The sequence below is a fragment of the Enterobacter sp. PL_is511 genome, assembly GCF_055816065.1.
Genome location: NZ_JBVPGP010000024.1, coordinates 135707 through 153979, shown reverse-complemented (window position 1 = coordinate 153979; position 18273 = coordinate 135707). Strand labels below are relative to the sequence as shown.

The following is an 18273-nucleotide window of genomic DNA, read 5'->3' as shown; positions in this document are numbered from 1 at the left end:
ACTATGAGTCAGGCACTGAACAATCTGCTGACATTACTGAACCTGGAAAAAATTGAGGAAGGACTCTTTCGCGGACAGAGCGAAGATTTAGGTTTACGCCAGGTCTTCGGGGGGCAAGTCGTTGGACAAGCGCTGTACGCTGCAAAGGAGACTGTCCCGGCAGACCGTCTGGTGCATTCGTTCCACAGCTACTTCTTACGCCCTGGCGATAGCGCGAAACCGATCGTGTATGACGTTGAGGTCCTGAGAGACGGCAACAGCTTCAGCGCGCGCCGCGTCGCGGCCATTCAGAACGGCAAGCCGATCTTTTACATGACCGCCTCTTTCCAGGCGCCGGAGCCCGGGTATGAACACCAGAAAGTGATGCCGCCGGCACCCGCGCCAGACGATCTCAAATCGGAAACGGATATCGCCCGTGCGCTGGCGCATCTGCTTCCGCCTCAGGTCAAAGAAAAGTTTCTCTGCGATAAACCGCTGGAGATCCGCCCGGTTGAGTTCCATAACCCGATGAAGGGCCACACCGCCGAGCCAAAGCGCCAGGTGTGGATCCGGGCTAACGGCACCGTGCCGGAAGATTTCCGCGTACATCAGTATCTGCTGGGCTACGCGTCTGATTTCAACTTCCTGCCGGTGGCGCTGCAGCCGCACGGCGTCGGCTTCCTCGAAAAAGGGATGCAGGTCGCGACGATCGATCACTCGATGTGGTTCCACCGTCCCTTCAACATGAATGAGTGGCTGCTCTACAGCGTGGAGAGTACGTCGGCGTCGAGCGCTCGCGGGTTTGTGCGTGGGGAGTTTTATACCCAGGACGGCGTGCTGGTCGCTTCAACGGTGCAGGAAGGGGTAATGCGTAATCGCGGGTGATTATGTGCGGCCTGATGCCCTCACCCTGACCCTCTCCCACAGGGAGAGGGAATACACACTAAAAACGGCAACCTGAGGTTGCCGTTTTGCTGTTACCTTGTGCGGCCTGATGCCCTCACCCTGGCCCTCTCCCACGGGGAGAGGGAACAAACACTAAAAACGGCAACCTCAGGTTGCCGTTTTGCTGTTTATTACGCGTTATACGCATTCTCGCCGTGGCTGTTGACGTCCAGACCTTCGCGTTCCTGCTCTTCAGGGACACGCAGACCGACGGTCATGTCCGCCAGTTTGTAGCCAATGAAAGCGACAACGGCAGACCACACCACGGTGATAGCAATACTTTCCAGCTGCACCAGCACCTGATGAACCATGGTGACGCCTTCTGCATAGCCCACACCACCGAGCGATTTCGCCGCGAAGATACCGGTCATGATACAGCCGACGATACCGCACACGCCGTGCACGCCAAACACATCGCATGGGTCGTCAACGCGCAGCAGACGTTTCAGTGCGGTCACGCCCCACAGACCCGCCAGACCGGACACCAGGCCGACCAGCAGCGCACCGCCCACACCGACATAACCACATGCTGGGGTGATGCCAACCAGACCGGCGATGGCACCCGAACAGGCGCCCAGCAGAGAAGGTTTACCGCGTACCGCCCACTCGCCAAATACCCAGGAGAGGATTGCACCCGCCGTGGCCACAACGGTGTTCACGAAGGCCAGCGCGGCGATTTCGTTTGCTGCACTCGCTGAGCCGGCGTTGAAGCCAAACCAGCCAAAGTAGAGGATAGCCGTACCGGTAAAGACCATCGGCAGGTTGTGCGGTTTAAACGCTTCTTTACCGAAGCCCACGCGTTTGCCAATCAGGTAGGCACCCACCAGACCCGCTACCGCGGCGTTGATGTGAACAACGGTACCGCCCGCGAAGTCCAGCGCACCGTGCGTTGCCAGCAGACCGCCACCCCAGACCATGTGCGCAATCGGCACATAGGAGAGCGTCAGCCAGACCACCACGAAGATCAGAACGGCAGAGAAACGAATACGCTCGGCGAGCGCGCCCACAATCAGCCCGACGGTAATACAGGCGAAGGAGCCCTGGAACGCCACGTGAATATACTGATAGAAGCTGCCCATCAGCGCGGTCAGCTCAATATTTTTCAGCATCACCCAGTCGAAGTTACCAAAGAACGCGTTGCCCGTGCCGAACGCCAGCGAGTAACCGTAAACCACCCACAGCACGCAGACCAGTGCGAACGTCACGGCAACCTGCGTCAGCATGGAGAGAACGTTTTTGCCACGGATCAGGCCGCCGTAGAACAGCGCAATGCCCGGAATGGACATGAACAGCACCAGCGCGGTGCTGATCATCATAAAGGCGTTATCGGCTTTGTCGACCACCGCAGGGGTAGCAGCCAGCGCCAGGCCCGGCAGCAGTGCCAGCGAACCCAGACCCGTTTTAAGTGTTGCTATCTTCATTTTCTCGATCCCTATCACTGTGTGCCAGGCGTTAATTACAGAGCCGCTTCGTCAGATTCGCCGGTACGAATGCGAATGACGCGCTGCAGTTCGGCAACGAAAATTTTGCCGTCGCCAATTTTGCCGGTATAGGCCGCTTTGCTAATGACATCAATGACTTCGTCAAGCTGATCGTCAGCAATCGCGACATCAATTTTTACTTTTGGCAGAAAGTTAACGCTGTATTCCGCCCCGCGATAAAGCTCGGCATGACCCTTCTGACGACCAAAGCCTTTCACTTCGGTGACAGTCAGTCCCTGAATACCCATTGAAGACAATGCTTCGCGCACGTCTTCGAGTTTGAATGGTTTGATTACAACCGTAACCAGCTTCATAGATCCCCTCCAGTCAGAATTCGGTAATGGCCGCAGCTTACGCAGAAGGTATTGCAAGGGGTGTGCCAGAAATGAAAACGAAGGGGAACAACGGTGTGATGAGCGTTACACGGTTCTGTTAAACGCCCGGGTGAAAAAAAACGCACCATGCCGGTGCAGGGTGCGTTTCAGTTTTGCACCAACAGGAATGACTGTTAGCGCGCCGCCTCATTTTAGTGCATCAGGCGCTAAGCGACTCTTCATCACGCACGCTGGCGGCCAGCTCTTCGCCCGCCAGCTGCAGCTGGTACATCTGCCAGTAGCGCCCTTTTGCTTCCAGCAGCTCACGGTGCGTACCGCGTTCAACGGCCTGTCCGCGATGCAGCACCAGAATGGTATCCGCATCGACGACGGTGGAAAGGCGGTGGGCAATCACCACCAGCGTCGTATGATCGCGTACCGCGGCCAGCGCCTGCTGGATAGCCTGCTCGGTGCCGGAGTCAATACTGGCCGTCGCTTCATCCAGAATCAGTATCTGCGGCGTTTCAATCAGCACCCGCGCCAGTGCCAGAAGCTGCTTTTGCCCGACAGAGAGATTGTTCCCCTGCTCGCCCAGCTTCGTGTTGATCCCGTCGCTGAACCCGCGCGCCAGCTCTGCCAGCTGCACTTTTTCCAGCACGTCCCAGACCTGCTCCTGGGTGTAGTCTCGCCCCAGGGTCACGTTGGCGTAGAAGGTATCGGCCAGAACGACCGGATCCTGCTGCACCATCGCAACGCCTTTGCGTAACACGGTGTGGCTGAGAGACGCAAGCGGGCGTCCGTCGAGGCGGATTTCACCTTGCGTGACCGGGTAATAGCCCATCAACAGGCTGGCAAGCGTGCTCTTACCACTGCCGGTATGCCCCACCAGCGCCACAAAACCGCGCGACGGAACGTCAAGCGTGATGTCCTGCAACACCAGGCGGTCTTCGCGATAGGCAAACGAGACGTTATCAAAGGTGATAGCCCCGCTTTGCAGAGGTCGCTCATCATTGCCGTAGGCCTGACGCGGCCTGTCCATCAGCTCAAAGACGCGCTCACCGGCGACGACCGCCTGTTGCAGCATCGATTGCTGCGTAGTGAGCTCGATCAGCGGCTCGTTGAGGCGTCCCAGATAGCTAATAAAAGCGTACAGCACGCCCACTTCAATCGTACCGTTTGAGCTCAGGCCAAAGAGCATCAGCAACCCACACAGCACCAGCGCCGAGAAAAGGCTCAGCAGCGGTCGCAGCAGGAAACCGTCCAGGCGCAGCGTCTGCATACGCGCCATATAGTGCGAACGGCTGGCTTCGCCCATGCGTTCGCCAAAGCGCGCCTGCTGGCGGAACTGCTGGATCACGCTCATGCCGTTGATCACTTCGTTGAAGCCATCATTGATGTCAGCCAGGTAAGCGCGCACCCGACGCACAATCGGCGTGCTGTAGCGCTGGTAAATCACCATAACAATCAGCACCGCCGGGAAGATGGTGATCGCCACCAGCGCCATGCGCCAGTCGAGGCTGAACATCGCCACCAGCATCGCGCCAATCAGCGCAGCGCTGCGTAATACCGTCGCGACCACGGTAACGTACAGATCGCGGATCACCTCGGTATCGTTGGTCACGCGCGAAATCACCTGCCCGACCGGCTGGATATCAAACTCGCTGAGCGGCTGGCGAAGCGCCGCGTCCATCACGTCCGTACGCAGCTGCTGTACAACGCCCACGGCTGCACGGTTAAACAGCAGCGACTGAGCATAGTGCAACCCTGCCGCCGTCAGCTGTAAGCCGACGTAGGCCACGCCTAAACCCGCCACCAGACCCAGCGGTAGATAGCTTTTGGCGACCATATTGTCGATAAAATAGCTGATGAGCAGCGGACCGCTCACCTCGGCAATTGCTGCAATCCAGAGCAAAAGCACGGCCACCGAGAGCGGTTTACGCCACGGTGAGCCGTAGGCCAGCAGACGTTTAAGCGTCGGCCACATCGTTCCGAGCTTACGCATTGGCGGCCTCCTCATCCTGCTCCGGCGCATCGTCCAGCGCCGCTTCAAGCTGTTGATAGCGGTACATATCGCGATACCAGCCCGGCTGCTCGGCCAGCGTTTCATGCTGCCCGCGCTGGGCAATGTGCCCGTGTTGTAAGACCAGAATTTCGGTGGCTTCGGTGAGCGCTGACAAACGGTGGGCGCTGATAATCACCGTGCGTCCGTCGCCCCACTGGCGCAGATTATGCAGGATTTCGTGCTCGGTACGGCCATCCACGGCAGAAAGCGCATCATCCAGGATCAGGATTTCCGCATTCAGCAGCAGCGCCCGGGCAATGGAGATACGCTGTTTTTGTCCCCCGGACAGCATGACGCCGCGTTCCCCAACTTCCGTTTCGTAGCCCTGCGGCAGGCGCAAAATGTCATCATGTACGCTGGCCAAACGCGCCACATGTTCAATCTCTTCCTGCGTCGCCGACGGACGTCCAAGGGCAATGTTGTTCGCCACGGTGTCCGAAAATAAAAACGGCGTCTGGCTGACTACCGCCAGACGGCCACGCCACTCATCCAGCAATAGCCTGGTCAGGGGAATATCGTGGAAGCGGATATCCCCCTCGGTGACGTCAAAGTGGCGCTGGAGCAGCGACAGCACGGTACTTTTGCCGGATCCCGTCGGGCCGCAGATGCCCAGCATCTGGCCCGGCTGTAGGGTAAAGCTGACGTTCTCCAGTACCGGATTCTCCGTATGCGGATAGATAAACTGCCGGACGTCGACGGTCATGACGCCGCGCCCTTCCGGTACCGCGTCGCTGCCGTCAACGACCACAGGCGCTTCGGCCAGCATGGCGCGAATGCGGCTATAGGCGGCACTGCCGCGCTCCACGATGTTAAACATCCAGGCCAGCGCCAGCATCGGCCAGATCATGAGCCCCAGATACATCGCAAAGCTGGTTAATTGCCCCAGGGTCAACGTGCCCTGCACCACCATCCAGCTGCCGCCGCCAATCGCCAAAAGGTTCGCCATGCCAATCGCGATATAGATCGTCGGGTCGAAGCGGGCGTCAATACGCGCAACGCGCATGTTTTTCGCTCCCGTGTCCGCCGCATCGGCCGCAAACAGCGCAGATTGCCGGTCTTCCAGGCCAAACGCTTTGATCATGCGAATGCTGGTCATGCTCTCCTGGGTGCGATCGTTCAGAGACGAAAACGCCGCCTGCGCCAGCTTAAAGCGCTCGTGCAGCTGTTCACCATAGCGATTGATCGCCAGCGCCATGATCGGCATCGGCAGAAGAGCGAGCAGGGTCAACTGCCAGCTGATCTGCGTGGACATCACGATCAGCACCGCACAGCCCATCACCAGCGAGTCCACCAGCGTCAATACCCCTTCCCCGGCGGCAAAGACCACACGATCGACGTCGTTAGTGGCGCGGGCGATGAGATCCCCGGTACGGTGGCGCAGATAAAATTCAGGATGCTGTCGGCTCAGCTGGCGGTAAAAATCTTCACGCAGCTCCACGGCCAGCTGATAGGACGCACCAAACAGCAGCACGCGCCAGACGTAGCGCAACAGATAAACAATGACCGCCGTCAGCACCAGCGTGCCGACCCACATCAACACCCGTGCGGTGGTGTAATGCTGTTCGGTGACGCCATCCACGACGTACCCCACCACTTTCGGCGGGATCAGCTGCAGGATGGCAATGATAATAAGCAGGGCTACTGCACCGAGGTAGCGTTGCCACTCCCGACGAAAGTACCAGCTTAATTGGGCAAATAATCGCACGCGTTTTGTTCCTGAAGGTATTTTACGAAGTTATTCAATAGGTAATGCTGTGGTGTATTTAATCTGTTCCATGGCGAAACTTGAGGTGACGTCCGACAAACCGGGTACGCTGTTCACCAGCCGCTTGTAGAAATCATCATAGCGCTTCATGTCGGCCACCTGGACGCGCATCAGGTAATCGTACTCGCCGGCCATGCGCCAGAAACCGAGCACCTCGGGCATCTCAGACACCTGAGTGACGAAGCGGCAATACCACTCGCTGCTGTGATGCTGGGTTTTAATCAACACAAATGCCGTCAGCCCAAGCCCCAGCTTTTCGGGATCTAATAACGCGACGCGCCCCAGAAGAATGCCGTCATCTTCCAGCTTCTTAAGACGCTTCCAGCACGGGGTGGTGGTCAGATTAACGGCATCTGCCAGCGCCTGCAAAGAGAGGGTACAGTCATTTTGCAGCAATGAAAGGAGCTTGCGGTCAATTTTATCTAGCATACCCACCTCACAGAGAAAATTTTTCTCCCTTCATTCTATTTTAAAGGCCAGATAGCAACAATTTTTTCTGTGCTTTTCGCTATGCTAGGCACAAAATGACAAACGGATAACGACGATGAATAGCACCTGGGTTAAACATGCGATCAGCGAAATCAATGCCGACTATCAGCGCTCGGCGGATACGCACCTGATTCGCCTTTCCCTGCCGGGATTTGACGGCATTCAGCTCTATCTGAAAGACGAAAGCACCCATCCTACCGGTAGCCTGAAGCATCGCCTGGCGCGCTCGCTGTTTTTATACGGTTTGTGTAACGGCTGGATCAAAGAAGGCACCACCATCATAGAATCCTCATCCGGTTCAACGGCGGTGTCCGAAGCCTATTTTGCCCGCCTGCTGGGTCTGCCGTTTATCGCGGTGATGCCGTCATGCACCGCAAAACGCAAAATCGAGCAGATCGAATTTTACGGCGGTCGCTGCCACTTTGTGGAAAGCGCCTGCGAAATCTACGCCGCCTCCGAAATGCTGGCCCGTGAGCTGAACGGTCACTATATGGATCAGTTCACCTTCGCCGAGCGCGCAACGGACTGGCGCGGCAATAACAACATTGCCGACAGTATCTTCCGCCAGATGACCCACGAACCGCATCCGGTTCCGTCGTATATTGTCATGAGCGCCGGTACCGGCGGCACCTCAGCCACGATCGGACGCTACATCCGCTGTCAGGGCTACGATACCCAGCTGATGGTGGTTGACCCCCAGAACTCCGTGTTCCTCGACTACTGGCAAAATCGCGATGCCAGTCTGCGCAGCCCGGTGGGCAGTAAAATTGAAGGGATTGGCCGCCCGCGCGTGGAGCCCTCTTTCATCCCCGACGTGGTGGACGAGATGATGCGCGTACCGGATGCCGCCAGCGTGGCAACGGCGCACTGGCTGGAAACGCAGCTGGGCCGCAAGGTGGGTGCCTCCACGGGCACAAATATGTGGGGCGCGCTGCAGCTTGCCGCACGTATGCGCGAAGAGGGTCGCACCGGTTCCATCGTCACGCTGCTGTGTGACAGCGGCGAGCGTTATCTTGAGACCTACTACAACGCGGAGTGGGTGCAGGCCAACATTGGCGACATCACGCCGTGGAAAGCGCAGATTGCGCAGCTTGTGAAATAAAAAAAAGCCAGACCGAAGTCTGGCTTGCTGGAAGGGTCTCACTATTCGGGGGAATATGGGAGGTTGTTGTTGTCCAGCCAATGCGTCAAAAAATGGGACACCGCTTCATTACGGCAGTGGCCGATAACCGGCAGATGAGGAAGTTCTGCTTTCAGCTGCGCCATCGCATTCCCCATGATCAGACCGCGACCTACGCTGCCCAGCATTTCGCGGTCGTTCATGGCGTCACCGAACGCCATACACTCCTGCAGCGTTAAGCCCAGGTGGTCGCTCAGAACCGCCAGAGCGGAACCTTTGTTACAGCCCACCGGCAGCACTTCCAGGCAATCCACCGCTGAGAAGGTCAGGTGCGCCCGGTCGCCCAGCGCCTCATTCAGTTGAATCCGTAAGCGGCACAGATCGTCGTGATCGCCGCAGAAGCAGATCTTAGTTACCGCATGGGCGGGGATCCGACGCAGATCGATAAGCTGGTATTTAAAGCCGCTGTAAACATGCGCGTGCAATAATTCCGGGATGTCGCTTCCGGTAAACCAGCCCCGATCGTTAAAGACGTGGATGCTGGCCTGCGTGTCCCAGGTGCTGTGCAGCACGATGTCCGCCACTTCAGGGTTGAGATCCTGTCGATGCAGCACGTCGCCTTCTACGGAGTGAATTCGCGTCCCGTTGCCGGTGATCAGAAAGGCGTCGAGGGAAAACGCCCCCAGCAGGTGGCGCATTTCCAGCACATGACGCCCGGTGGCAAACGTCAGGGTGACATTACGCTCGTGCAGGCGCTTCAGCGTGTTCAGGGTTTTTTCCCCTAAACGGTGATCCGGCATTAACAGCGTACCGTCCATATCAAATGCAGCGAGCCGAGCCATGATTACTCCCAAAATGTGATGCGGTTAACTTGTGCATCAGTATCGTGTGAGATATACGGAAGTAATAGTGAATAGATGATAATTATTGTTCCGGGTTTCTTATGCGCCAGCTCAATCGACTCAACCAGTATCACCGCCTGTGGCAGCCTTCCCTGGGTGCAACGCAACAGGTCACCATCAGCGAGCTGGCCGCCCGCTGTTTTTGTAGCGAGCGGCATGTCCGAACGCTGCTGCGTCAGGCCCAGGAGGCGGGCTGGCTGAGCTGGCGAGCGCAGTCTGGCCGCGGTAAGCGGGGTGAGCTTACGTTCCATGTCACGCCGGAGTCACTGCGCAATGCGATGATGGAGGAGGCGCTGAAGAGCGGGCAGCAGCATAACGCGCTGGAACTGGCCCAGCTTGCACCCGCAGAATTACGATCATTGCTGCATCCGTTTTTAGGCGGGCAGTGGCAAAACGACACGCCAACGCTGCGCATCCCCTATTACCGCTCACTGGATCCGCTTCAGCCGGGTTTTTTACCCGGTCGGGCGGAGCAGCATCTTGCGGGACAGGTATTCTCCGGACTGACGCGATTTCACGGCAACAGCAGTGAACCCACGGGCGATCTCGCTCATCACTGGGAGGTGTCGACGGACGGTTTGCGCTGGCATTTCTATATTCGTTCCACTCTGCACTGGCATAACGGCGATAAGGTCGAAACCGGACAGCTTCAGCAAAGCCTGAATGCGCTTTTTGCCTTACCCGCCCTGCGTAAACTGTTCCAGAGCGTCCTGCGCATTGACGTCACCCATCCCCAGTGTCTGACGTTCACACTGCACCAGCCGGATTACTGGCTGGCACACCGCCTGGCCACCTACTGTAGTCGGCTTGCACATCCCGAACAGCCCCTGACGGGCTGCGGCCCCTTCAGACTCAGCGTGTATGAGCCGGATCTGGTTCGTCTGGAAAGCCACGAACAGTACCATCTCAGCCACCCGCTGCTTAAGGCTATCGAATACTGGATCACACCGTCGCTGTTTGACTATGGGCTGGGTACCAGCTGTCGCCATCCGGTGCAGATCGCCATTGGCGAGCCGGATGAGCTGGAGAGTCTGCGCCTGGTGACGAACAGCACCAGTCTGGGCTTTTGTTATCTCACCCTGAAGCAAAGCCCGCGTCTGAGTGAAATGCAGGCACGACGGCTCATTAACATCATTCATCTCTCATCGCTTCTGCACACGCTTCCGCTCAACGAAGGGCTGATTACCCCAACAGAGGAGTTACTGCCAGGATGGGCAATCCCTCAGTGGTCGGATTTATCTCATGTCTCTCTGCCGACTAAGTTAACCCTGATTTACCATTTACCGGTTGAGTTACACACGATGGCGCGTCAGCTAAAACAGTATCTTGCGCAGCAGGGCTGCGAGCTAACGGTTATCTTTCACGACGCAAAAACCTGGGACGGATGCCAGCAACTGGCGGACGCGGACCTCATGATGGGTGACAGGCTGATTGGCGAAGCGCCGGAATATACGCTTGAACAGTGGCTGCGCTGTGATGCCCTATGGCCACATGTGCTTAGCGCACCGCAATATGCTCATCTGCAGGCCACCCTGGATGCGGTACAGACCCAGGCCGAAGATCAGGCCAGACATGCCGGGCTCAGGGCCATTTTTTCCCGGCTCATGGAAAAGGCGGTGATCACCCCACTGTTCAATTATCAATACCAGATCAGCGCCCCGCCGGGAGTTAACGGCATACGCCTCAATACCCGCGGCTGGTTTGACTTTACCGAAGCCTGGCTGCCCGCCCCTAAATCGTGAAGAAGCTGGTCGCCGTCGTGGTCTGACGGTAACATAACGTTTTTACCGTAACAGTCGAGATGATTTATGAAACGTGCCGTCGTCGTGTTCAGCGGAGGACAAGACTCTACTACCTGCCTGGTTCAGGCTCTTCATCAGTACGATGAAGTTCACTGTGTGACTTTCGATTATGGTCAGCGTCATCGCGCTGAAATCGATGTTGCCCGTGAACTTGCCCTGAAACTGGGCGCACGCGCGCACAAGGTGCTGGACGTTACGCTGTTAAATGAACTGGCCGTAAGCAGCCTCACCCGGGACAGTATTCCCGTCCCGGACTACGAACCCGATGCCAGCGGCATTCCGAATACCTTCGTTCCGGGTCGTAATATCCTCTTCCTGACCCTGACGGCGATCTACGCCTACCAGGTAAAAGCCGAATCGGTGATCACGGGCGTGTGCGAGACCGACTTCTCCGGCTACCCGGACTGTCGTGATGAGTTCGTGAAAGCGTTAAACCACGCCGTCAATCTGGGGATGGCGAAAGAGACGCGCTTTGAAACCCCGCTGATGTGGCTGGATAAAGCAGAAACCTGGGCGCTGGCGGACTACTGGGGCAAGCTGGACCTTGTTCGCAGCGAAACGCTTACCTGCTATAACGGTATCAAAGGCGACGGTTGCGGCCAGTGCGCGGCCTGTAATCTTCGCGCTAACGGGCTGAACCACTATCTTGCCGATAAAGTCGGCGTGATGGCCGCGATGCAGAAAAAGACCGGGCTTAAATAGGGCTATTTGACCGTGCTGTCGAACAGTTTCACACCGGCAGCACGGGTGACTTTCATCAGCGTTGTCAGCGTTGGGTTGCCGTTGTCTGATAAGGTTCGGTATAGCTGCTGGCGGGACAGACCTGCTTTGGTAGAAATTTCTCCGATACCGCCTCGCGCTTCGATGACCTGACGGAGTGCAATGAGATAAGCAGGGATCCCCTGGTCTTCATAGATCTCTTCCAGGGCCGTTTGCAGATAACGCTGAGCGTAGGAAGGATTCTCTCGCAGCATTTTCACAACAGCATCATGGTGGTTAACGGAGCTCGAATATTTTCGTTCAGCGGCACTCATTGGAATGTCCTTTTGTTTGATGATCTTTCCAGTAATCTACTGCCAGTTGGATATCTGCTTTTTGGCTCTTTTTGTCACCACCGATCAGTAACAATAAAACCTGCCGATTCTCTACTGAAAAATAGATTCTGTAGCCGGGGCCACTGTCGACTCGCATCTCCCAAACACCTTCCCTGAGATACCTGTAATCGCCAAAATTACGTTTTATCGCACGGTTAATCCGCATAAGGATCCGGAAAACCATATCCGGATCCTTTCGATTCATTCTGGCTACCCACTCTTCAAACGGCACTTTTCCGTCACGGGTCCGGTAACGTTCAACAACGTAGTCCCTGTCCATTATTCTATCCCTGAAAAACCCTTTTGTCTTTTATAAAAGACAAATTCCTACGCGATCATCAACTCCAGCTTTTCCCGCAGTTCCCCTTCCAGCGGCAGCGCTTTCTGCGTTTTCAGATCGATACAGACAAAAGTAATCAGCGCATCAGCCACCACCTGCCCTTCAGGATCGAGCGTCACCACCTGGCTTAGCACCCCGCTTTTGCCGTTGATCTGCTGCACCTGGCTGGTCACCGTGAGCACATCGCCCAGCACGGCCGGACGCCGGTAGTTGATATTGATATTGACGACCACAAACGCGATGTTGTGCGCGGTCAGCCACTGAAAACTTTCGCTATTTTCCAGCCCGTCCCAGCGCGCTTCTTCAAGAAACTCAAGATAGCGAGCGTTGTTCACATGCTGGTAAACGTCGAGATGAAAACCGCGTACTTTGATTTTTGTCTGCATAGCGCAATTGCCTTTACTGTTATTGTAGGATGAGAGGTCATAACTGGTATGACCTCTTTATCCTGGCAAAATTTTGCCGCAGTGCAAGAAATTGCGTAATTACAGCGTCAGGTGTGAGAGGTTGCGCTCAACCAGTGCGCCCCCCATGCCCGGAACCTGTTTGAGATCGTCGACCGTTTTGAAAGGACCATACTCTTCGCGGTAGCTGACGATGGCCTGCGCTTTTTTCAGGCCGACGCCATTCATCACGCGGGCCAGATCTTCCGCAGTGGCCGAATTGATACTCACCCGCGTACCGTCATCATCCGCATTTTTACCGGCGTCAGTCGCTTTGGTTTGCCCTTGCACCGGCGCGGCTGTGTCGGACTTGCTCTGCGTAGCCTGTGGTTTGGCGGCGGGCGTCGCCGCCAGCGCGCCCGCGCTCATCCCGGTGGTGGCAATAGCCAGCGTAATTAACAGTGCTTTGATTCCACATTTCATGCTGTTATCTCCTTGTTTGTTGACAGCCACGTCACGATAGCCGCCAGATAAACCCGGCACAAACAGCAGATTGCAGAAATGGAAAAGGCCGCGAAAGCGGCCTTTAGTTATTGCAGAGCGTTACGAAAATCTGCGAGCAGACACGTAATTACTGCTGCTGAGTCATCACATCACCCAGCTTGATTTTGGCTTCTTTACGCAGGTTGCTCATCATGGCTTCGAAGGCAATCTGAGCATTGTTCTGGGTAATCCCCTGAACCATCGCTTTCTTCTGCGCGTCTGGCAGGGTGCCGGCTTTCACTTCATCCAGCGCCAGCAGAACGACGTTACCCTGCGCATCGGTGGTGGTACCGAAGCTTGGCTTATCCTTTGCAGGCAGAGTCAGACCAAACGCGGCCTGGCTGATTGGATCCTGGCCGGTACGGCTCAGCGTTTTCGCTTCACCGAAGCTCAGGCCAGCCGCTTTCAGCGCGTCTTCTTTACCCGCTTTCAAATCAGACAGAATCTTCTCAGCATCCAGCTTCGCCTGCTGTTCCGCTTTGTTGTGCTTAACCTGGGCAACGACCTGATCCTTCACGTCCGCCAGCGGTTTGACCGCTTCTGGCTTGTGCTCGCTGACGCGCAACACAAACGCACGATCGCCGTCGACGGTAATGATGTCAGAGTTACTGCCCGGCGTGCCGTTCTCGCCCACCAGACCACCATTGAAGATAGCATCGGAAACCGGTTTAAAGTTCAGCTCTTCCGGCAGGTTGTCACGACCAAACCAGCCCGTCTCAACCGCCTTCACACCCGCCGCCTGCTCAGCCCCCGCCAGAGATTCGTTGTCGTTGCTGGCAGCATCGCTCACCTTCTGCTGCAGCGCGTAGTAGGCATCCAGCGCTTTTTCCTGTTTCACTTTCGCCGCGATATCGTCGCGAACCTCAGCCAGAGGCTTGGTTTTCGCCGCGGTGATGTCGTCCAGACGCACGACCAGGAAACCAACGGAAGACTTAATGACGCCAGAAAGTTGACCTTTATCTTTCAGACCGGCATTTTTCAGCTCATCCGGTGTGGTCGCGTCTTCCAGCCATCCCATATCACCGCCGTTTTTCGCAGAGATAATGTCGGTGGATTTCGCTTTCGCAACGGTCGCGAAATCAGCGCCTTTATTCAGCTCTTCCAGTACCGCTTTGGCATCAGCCTCGGTCTTCGTCTGAATCACGCTGTAGCGGTTACGCTGCGGCTGAGTGAACTGATCCTGATGCTGGTCGTAGTAAGACTGGATTTCCGCATCAGACGCGGTTTCCTGCAGCGCGGCAGCATCCAGCTTGATGTAGCTCACACGGAACTGCTCTGGAGAAACAAAGGAATTCTTGTTCTGCTCGTAGTAAGCGTTAACGTCAGCGTCGCTCACCTGCTGTTTCGCCGCCAGGGCGTTCACATCAATAGTCGCTTCGCGTACAACGCGCTGCTGCGCCACCAGCGCAGCCAGTTCGTCCGTTTCACCTTTGAGCATGAAATCGGTGCCCACAACGGCATTGATGAGCTGCTGGGTGGTCAGCTGATTACGCAGAGCCTGCGCGTACTGATCGGCCGTCATGCCCATCTGGTTGACGATGCTGTTATAACGCGCGTTGTCGAATTTACCGTTAGACTGGAAAGCCTGGGTGGAGAAAATGGCTTTTTTCACCTGCTCATCGCTGATGCCAAGGCCCAGTTTTTTGGCATACTGATCCAGAAGCGCTTCGTCGATAAGACGGTTCAGTGTCTGCTGGCGCAGGGTCTTCATGTACCCTTCGTTCGCCGCCAGTTCAGAGAATTGGTCGCCCAGCTGTTGCTGCATACGGTTACGTTCACCGGCAAAAGCATTCTCGAACTGACCACGGCTGATCTCCTGGCCATTCACTTTTGCGGCATAGTTTGCGCCACCGCCAATAAGGTAACTGCTCACGCCGGTCAATATGAACGACACGATAATGATACCGAAAATAATCTTGAGCACGAGACTGTTAGCAGCCGTGCGTAAGCTGTCCATCATGGTGTAACAACACTCCGCTGTAGGTGACTGGTTACCTGACGCTGACGGAAAATCCTGCCCGTCGCGCGTGAAGGTGTATTGTGACAAGAAAACGGGGCGATTGTCAGCCCACAACTCGCATAAACTCGCACAAATCAGGTCTGGACAAACAAAAAAGGCACATCAAATGATGCGCCCTTGTACTTTCCGGCTTCCCTGAAACGGGAAAGCAATCAGTTTACTGCGTCTTTCAGCGCTTTACCTGCACGGAAACCCGGCACTTTAGCAGCAGCAATGGTGATCTCTTTACCGGTCTGAGGGTTGCGGCCAGTACGGGCAGCACGCTCTTTAACAGCAAAAGTACCGAAGCCTACCAGTGCAACGTCGTCCCCAGCCTGCAGAGATTCAGTAACAGAAGCAATTAATGCATCTAAGGCACGTCCAGCTGCAGCTTTAGAAATATCAGCACCAGCAGCAATTTTGTCAATCAGTTGAGATTTATTCACTGTTCTCTTCCTCTCTTTATAATTTATATCGCGCCTGAATCCTTCACAACGCGACCGCGCAGCAGTTATATCAGGCCTGCCATGACCTTACAACACCCGTTGTTGATGGCTGACCTAATCAGCAATCTAAATTAGCTATACAAAAAAAGGCTGGCAAGTGCGAAATGACTTACCAGCCTTGTTTTTATTGACGCTCTTTGCGCGAGGTCACTATTTTGCGGTTACAACCTGCATTCCGGAGGGTTCATTCTGCAGTGCGAGACTGAGAACTTCCTCAATTCGCTTCACAGGATGAATCTGCAGATCGGCAATCACGTTGTCCGGAATCTCTTCCAGATCGCGTTTATTTTCGTAAGGGATCAATACGGTTTTGATCCCACCGCGGTGCGCCGCCAGCAGTTTTTCTTTTAAACCACCAATCGGCAGAACCTGACCACGCAGCGTGATTTCACCGGTCATTGCCACATCAGCACGCACCGGGTTCCCTGTCAGACAGGAAACCAGAGCGGTACACATGGCAATACCCGCGCTTGGACCATCTTTCGGCGTCGCCCCTTCAGGTACGTGCACGTGGATGTCGCGTTTTTCGTAGAAATCAGGGTTGATACCCAGTTTCTCCGCACGCGCACGAACCACGGTCAACGCAGCCTGGATGGACTCCTGCATCACTTCACCCAGCGAGCCGGTGTAGGTCAGTTTACCTTTACCTGGCACACAGGCGGTTTCGATGGTCAGCAGATCGCCACCCACTTCCGTCCATGCCAGGCCAGTCACCTGACCAACGCGGTTTTCGTTGTCCGCGCGACCGTAGTCGAAGCGCTGGACGCCCAGGTACGCATGCAGATTGTCGCCGTTAATCACAATGTGTTTCAGGCTCTTATCCAGCAGCAGCTGTTTCACCGCTTTACGACACAGTTTAGAGATTTCACGCTCAAGGCTACGCACGCCCGCTTCACGGGTGTAGTAGCGAATGATGCCAATAATCGCGCTGTCCTCGACGGTCAGCTCGTTGGCTTTCAGCGCGTTACGCTCGATCTGTTTCGGCAGCAGGTGCTGCTTAGCAATGTTCAGCTTCTCATCTTCGGTATAACCGGAGAGACGGATCACTTCCATACGGTCCAGCAGCGGGGCCGGAATGTTCATGGAGTTGGAGGTCGCCACGAACATCACATCGCTCAGGTCGTAGTCCACTTCCAGGTAGTGATCGCTGAACGCCACGTTCTGTTCTGGATCAAGCACTTCCAGCAGTGCAGACGCAGGGTCGCCACGCATGTCCGACGACATCTTATCGATCTCATCGAGCAGGAACAGCGGGTTTTTAACCCCCACTTTCGCCATCTTCTGGATCAGTTTACCCGGCATAGAACCGATGTAGGTACGGCGGTGACCGCGGATTTCCGCCTCATCGCGTACGCCACCCAGCGCCATACGGATATACTTACGTCCGGTCGCTTTGGCGATGGACTGACCCAGAGAGGTTTTACCCACCCCCGGCGGCCCGACCAGGCACAGAATTGGGCCTTTGATTTTGTTTACACGACTCTGTACCGCGAGGTACTCAAGAATGCGGTCTTTCACGCGTTCCAGGCCGTAGTGGTCGGTATCCAGGATTTCCTGCGCCTGACGCAGGTCTTTTTTGACCTTGCTGCGGGCGTTCCACGGAACCTGCACCATCCACTCAATATAGCCGCGTACAACGGTCGCTTCAGCCGACATTGGAGACATCATTTTCAGCTTCTGCAGTTCTGCTTCGGCTTTCTCTTTCGCCTCTTTCGGCATCTTCGCCGCGTCGATCTTACGCTTCAGCGCTTCGTTTTCGTCCGGCGCGTCGTCCATCTCGCCCAGCTCTTTCTGAATGGCCTTCATTTGCTCATTCAGATAGTACTCACGCTGGGATTTCTCCATCTGCTTTTTCACGCGGTTGCGAATGCGCTTCTCAACCTGCAGCAGATCGATTTCAGACTCCATCATCGCCATCAGGTATTCCAGACGTTCGTTAACGTCGGACATTTCCAGCACGGACTGTTTGTCAGCCAGCTTCAGCGGCATATGGGCAGCGATGGTGTCCGCCAGACGCGCAGGATCGTCGATGCTGTTCAGCGACGTCAGCACTTCTGGTGGGATTTTCTTGTTCAGCTTGATATAGCCTTCAAACTGGCTAATCGCGGTGCGCACCAGCACTTCCTGCTCGCGCTCATCGAGCTCAGGCGAATCAAGGTACTCTGCCTTCGCAGAGAAGTGCTCGCCATCGTCTGACAGAGTGGTAATACGCGCACGCTGCAGCCCTTCTACCAGCACCTTCACGGTGCCGTCAGGCAGCTTCAGCATCTGCAAAATAGAGGCCACGGTCCCGACGGTGAAAAGATCGTTTACACCCGGCTCATCCGTTGATGCTTCTTTCTGCGCCACCAGCATGATTTTTTTATCATGATCCATAGCGGCTTCGAGGCAACGGATAGATTTTTCCCGCCCTACAAATAAGGGTATGACCATGTGCGGATAAACCACCACATCGCGCAACGGCAATACGGGGATTTCAATGCGTTCAGAACGCTCAGGATTCATAGAGCTCTCTCTTAGTTAGTGTCCGCCAGGTAAGCTGGTCATGT

The 18273-nt window shown here is 55.9% G+C and carries 17 protein-coding genes; 4 read left to right on the top strand and 13 right to left on the bottom strand.

From position 1 onward, the window contains the following. Positions 1 to 3 precede the first annotated feature (3 nt). Complete coding sequence (gene tesB / locus AC0TN7_RS16140; RefSeq protein ID WP_024906832.1) at positions 4 to 864, top strand: acyl-CoA thioesterase II; 861 nt, start codon at positions 4 to 6, stop codon at positions 862 to 864. A gap of 191 nt (positions 865 to 1055) precedes the next feature. Here tesB and amtB read toward each other — a convergent pair whose 3' ends face one another. The 5 genes from amtB to AC0TN7_RS16115 all read right to left on the bottom strand — a co-directional run bounded on the left by amtB (position 1056) and on the right by AC0TN7_RS16115 (position 6975). After that, on the bottom strand, positions 1056 to 2345 hold the full coding sequence (gene amtB / locus AC0TN7_RS16135) for an ammonium transporter AmtB (protein WP_024906831.1): 1290 nt from the start codon (positions 2343 to 2345) through the stop codon (positions 1056 to 1058). A 35-nt stretch (positions 2346 to 2380) separates the two neighbouring features. Further along, positions 2381 to 2719: a P-II family nitrogen regulator gene (gene glnK / locus AC0TN7_RS16130; RefSeq protein ID WP_008503304.1), complete on the bottom strand. Its 339-nt coding sequence runs from the start codon at positions 2717 to 2719 to the stop codon at positions 2381 to 2383. A gap of 220 nt (positions 2720 to 2939) precedes the next feature. After that, positions 2940 to 4721 carry a SmdB family multidrug efflux ABC transporter permease/ATP-binding protein gene (locus AC0TN7_RS16125; protein WP_024906830.1) on the bottom strand — a complete coding sequence of 594 codons (1782 nt, stop codon included), beginning with the start codon at positions 4719 to 4721 and terminating at the stop codon, positions 2940 to 2942. Then, complete coding sequence (locus AC0TN7_RS16120) at positions 4714 to 6486, bottom strand: SmdA family multidrug ABC transporter permease/ATP-binding protein (protein WP_267217141.1); 1773 nt, start codon at positions 6484 to 6486, stop codon at positions 4714 to 4716. Before AC0TN7_RS16120 ends, AC0TN7_RS16125 begins: the two co-directional genes overlap by 8 nt. Before the next feature lie 30 nt (positions 6487 to 6516). Next, complete coding sequence (locus AC0TN7_RS16115; protein ID WP_023310581.1) at positions 6517 to 6975, bottom strand: Lrp/AsnC family transcriptional regulator; 459 nt, start codon at positions 6973 to 6975, stop codon at positions 6517 to 6519. A 115-nt stretch (positions 6976 to 7090) separates the two neighbouring features. On the opposite strand from AC0TN7_RS16115, the gene AC0TN7_RS16110 reads away from it, so the two are divergent. Next, positions 7091 to 8137, top strand: a complete 1047-nt coding sequence (locus tag AC0TN7_RS16110; protein ID WP_267217142.1) for a PLP-dependent cysteine synthase family protein — start codon at positions 7091 to 7093, stop codon at positions 8135 to 8137. Between the two features lie 41 nt (positions 8138 to 8178). Here the strand turns inward: AC0TN7_RS16110 and cof are convergent, their stop codons facing one another. Then, on the bottom strand, positions 8179 to 8997 hold the full coding sequence (cof, locus tag AC0TN7_RS16105; protein WP_024906827.1) for an HMP-PP phosphatase: 819 nt from the start codon (positions 8995 to 8997) through the stop codon (positions 8179 to 8181). A gap of 101 nt (positions 8998 to 9098) precedes the next feature. Between cof and AC0TN7_RS16100 the strand changes: the two genes are divergently transcribed. Then, positions 9099 to 10799 (top strand): SgrR family transcriptional regulator, encoded by a 1701-nt coding sequence (locus AC0TN7_RS16100; RefSeq protein WP_473702268.1) that lies wholly within the window; start codon positions 9099 to 9101, stop codon positions 10797 to 10799. Between the two features lie 66 nt (positions 10800 to 10865). Further along, positions 10866 to 11561: a 7-cyano-7-deazaguanine synthase QueC gene (queC, locus tag AC0TN7_RS16095; protein ID WP_473702267.1), complete on the top strand. Its 696-nt coding sequence runs from the start codon at positions 10866 to 10868 to the stop codon at positions 11559 to 11561. A gap of 2 nt (positions 11562 to 11563) precedes the next feature. Here the strand turns inward: queC and AC0TN7_RS16090 are convergent, their stop codons facing one another. From AC0TN7_RS16090 to lon, 7 genes are all read right to left on the bottom strand, one after another. Continuing rightward, positions 11564 to 11893 (bottom strand): addiction module antidote protein, encoded by a 330-nt coding sequence (locus AC0TN7_RS16090; RefSeq protein WP_024906824.1) that lies wholly within the window; start codon positions 11891 to 11893, stop codon positions 11564 to 11566. Further along, on the bottom strand, positions 11880 to 12233 hold the full coding sequence (locus AC0TN7_RS16085; protein ID WP_024906823.1) for a type II toxin-antitoxin system RelE/ParE family toxin: 354 nt from the start codon (positions 12231 to 12233) through the stop codon (positions 11880 to 11882). Before AC0TN7_RS16085 ends, AC0TN7_RS16090 begins: the two co-directional genes overlap by 14 nt. 47 nt (positions 12234 to 12280) lie before the next feature. After that, a complete protein-coding gene (locus tag AC0TN7_RS16080) occupies positions 12281 to 12679 on the bottom strand; it encodes a YbgC/FadM family acyl-CoA thioesterase (protein ID WP_024906822.1) in 399 nt (132 codons plus the stop codon). 99 nt (positions 12680 to 12778) lie between these two features. Next, positions 12779 to 13159: a helix-hairpin-helix domain-containing protein gene (locus tag AC0TN7_RS16075; RefSeq protein WP_417926962.1), complete on the bottom strand. Its 381-nt coding sequence runs from the start codon at positions 13157 to 13159 to the stop codon at positions 12779 to 12781. Positions 13160 to 13307: 148 nt separating this feature from the next. Next, entirely contained in the window at positions 13308 to 15179 is a 1872-nt protein-coding gene (ppiD, locus tag AC0TN7_RS16070; protein WP_024906820.1) for a peptidylprolyl isomerase, read from the bottom strand. Between the two features lie 212 nt (positions 15180 to 15391). Further along, positions 15392 to 15664, bottom strand: a complete 273-nt coding sequence (hupB, locus tag AC0TN7_RS16065; RefSeq protein WP_002444653.1) for a nucleoid-associated protein HU-beta — start codon at positions 15662 to 15664, stop codon at positions 15392 to 15394. 210 nt (positions 15665 to 15874) lie between these two features. Beyond that, positions 15875 to 18229: an endopeptidase La gene (gene lon / locus AC0TN7_RS16060; RefSeq protein WP_023334706.1), complete on the bottom strand. Its 2355-nt coding sequence runs from the start codon at positions 18227 to 18229 to the stop codon at positions 15875 to 15877. Positions 18230 to 18273: the final 44 nt, after the last annotated feature.

What these genes read in the sequence shown, in the direction of transcription:
- tesB (WP_024906832.1), top strand. Translation starts at nt 4, where the DNA reads ATGAGTCAGGCACTGAACAATCTGCTGACATTACTGAACCTGGAAAAA.
- amtB (WP_024906831.1), bottom strand. Translation starts at nt 2,345, where the DNA reads ATGAAGATAGCAACACTTAAAACGGGTCTGGGTTCGCTGGCACTGCTG.
- glnK (WP_008503304.1), bottom strand. Translation starts at nt 2,719, where the DNA reads ATGAAGCTGGTTACGGTTGTAATCAAACCATTCAAACTCGAAGACGTG.
- AC0TN7_RS16125 (WP_024906830.1), bottom strand. Translation starts at nt 4,721, where the DNA reads ATGCGTAAGCTCGGAACGATGTGGCCGACGCTTAAACGTCTGCTGGCC.
- AC0TN7_RS16115 (WP_023310581.1), bottom strand. Translation starts at nt 6,975, where the DNA reads ATGCTAGATAAAATTGACCGCAAGCTCCTTTCATTGCTGCAAAATGAC.
- AC0TN7_RS16110 (WP_267217142.1), top strand. Translation starts at nt 7,091, where the DNA reads ATGAATAGCACCTGGGTTAAACATGCGATCAGCGAAATCAATGCCGAC.
- cof (WP_024906827.1), bottom strand. Translation starts at nt 8,997, where the DNA reads ATGGCTCGGCTCGCTGCATTTGATATGGACGGTACGCTGTTAATGCCG.
- AC0TN7_RS16100 (WP_473702268.1), top strand. Translation starts at nt 9,099, where the DNA reads ATGCGCCAGCTCAATCGACTCAACCAGTATCACCGCCTGTGGCAGCCT.
- queC (WP_473702267.1), top strand. Translation starts at nt 10,866, where the DNA reads ATGAAACGTGCCGTCGTCGTGTTCAGCGGAGGACAAGACTCTACTACC.
- AC0TN7_RS16090 (WP_024906824.1), bottom strand. Translation starts at nt 11,893, where the DNA reads ATGAGTGCCGCTGAACGAAAATATTCGAGCTCCGTTAACCACCATGAT.
- AC0TN7_RS16085 (WP_024906823.1), bottom strand. Translation starts at nt 12,233, where the DNA reads ATGGACAGGGACTACGTTGTTGAACGTTACCGGACCCGTGACGGAAAA.
- AC0TN7_RS16080 (WP_024906822.1), bottom strand. Translation starts at nt 12,679, where the DNA reads ATGCAGACAAAAATCAAAGTACGCGGTTTTCATCTCGACGTTTACCAG.
- AC0TN7_RS16075 (WP_417926962.1), bottom strand. Translation starts at nt 13,159, where the DNA reads ATGAAATGTGGAATCAAAGCACTGTTAATTACGCTGGCTATTGCCACC.
- ppiD (WP_024906820.1), bottom strand. Translation starts at nt 15,179, where the DNA reads ATGATGGACAGCTTACGCACGGCTGCTAACAGTCTCGTGCTCAAGATT.
- lon (WP_023334706.1), bottom strand. Translation starts at nt 18,229, where the DNA reads ATGAATCCTGAGCGTTCTGAACGCATTGAAATCCCCGTATTGCCGTTG.